Genomic DNA, 1,387 nt, shown 5'->3' with positions numbered 1-1,387 from the left:
TTGTGGTTGCGTTCCAGCCAGATCCGGTAGGCCCGATCCTGTGCTCTGGTGCGCGTGCGGGTCGGCATCATCAGCCCGCGGTTGCCGGCCGGGGACCACTGCGGCAGGTCCAGCTCGCCGGTGGGGGTGGCCAGCAGGGGAAAGTAGAGGGCGCCACCGGGTTTGGTGATGTAGGTGTGTCCGGTCGGGGCGGTCCAGATGACGGTGCCGTCGGGTTCCTGCCGGTCGCGCCACCCGTTGTCACCGGTCCAGAAAGTCTTCAGCAAATGATGAAGACGGCACAGCAGCTTGAGGTTCGAGGCATGCGTCGGCCCGAGCGGATACGGAACCGTGTGGTCGATGTCTGCGCACTCCGCTGGGCGTCCGCAGCCGGGAAACCGGCAGGTCAGATCGCGGCAGCGCACGAAGTCCGCCAGCGCCGCCGACGGCCGATAGCCCGGCTCCGGCGCAGCATCATTGGGGTGGCGAACGGACCGCAACGTGGCCGATTTGGCGATCTCGCGCACCGCCTGCGCCGAGATGCCACCGAACCCGGGCACATACCCGGGCGCCTCCGAGCGGCCCTCGACGGTGGCCTGCTCGGCCATCACATGGATCATCACCGCACCCACGGGGGCATCGCCGGTGGCGGCGGGGCACTGCGGTGAGCCGCACTCGCACGCCATCGTGGCCGCACCGGCGGTCAGTGCCGCCAGGGCATCCGCCCGCCGCTGTTGGGTGGTGCGCGGGTCGGCCCTGCACACCGTCGCGGCCAGTTCGCTCAGTCGCTGATCGAACGCCAACGCGTCCGGAGTGCGCACATCACCGAAGATCTCGGCCAGACCCGAATGCTGCGGGGACACCCCGATGTGGCGGGACTTGTCGAAGGCGCGGGCTTCGCGCACCGCAACCGGTTCCAGGACCTGCACCCAGTAGTCGACGGCCTCGACGATGCGGTCACGCGACCAGCTGCCCCACCGGGCGGCATTGCGCTCCAACCACCGATCCATCCGCGTGAGCGCACCCGGGTCGATCATCAACTCGGTGCGGTGCACCACCGCGGCCACCACCTGGTAATCCACCACACCGGCGGCGAACAGCGCTGCGAGTCGGGGCAGCCGCTCGGCGAGCGCCAGCCCGATCCGCAACTGTCCCGCGGCGCGCCCGCGGCTGATGCCCTGAGCCGCCGCGATCTCGGCGGCCACCGCATCCCAGCCATCAAGAGCCCAGATCTCGCGATCGGCGACCGCCTGCTCAGCCAGCCGCCGGTGATACAACTGCGCGCCCGCAGCGAACACCCGCGCCAGCGCCGCCGACTGCAGCCGAGCCGCGTTCTGCATGACATCGACCAGGCCCGCATTGTCGAGACCACCGAGGGCGGCCGGCGAAGGCAAGTTCGATTCGAACA

Annotated in this window: 1 protein-coding gene; it reads right to left on the bottom strand. The window is 69.9% G+C overall.

The genetic code is table 11. The features are described 5' to 3' along the window. A partial coding sequence (locus tag AWC24_RS04285; protein ID WP_109560320.1) for an HNH endonuclease signature motif containing protein occupies positions 1-1,319 on the bottom strand: 1,319 nt, incomplete at its 3' end. Positions 1,320-1,387: the final 68 nt, after the last annotated feature.

Source organism: Mycolicibacter senuensis (assembly GCF_002101885.1).
In the GTDB taxonomy this organism is placed as follows: Bacteria; Actinomycetota; Actinomycetes; order Mycobacteriales; family Mycobacteriaceae; genus Mycobacterium; species Mycobacterium senuense.
This window is presented reverse-complemented; position numbering and strand designations above follow the sequence as displayed.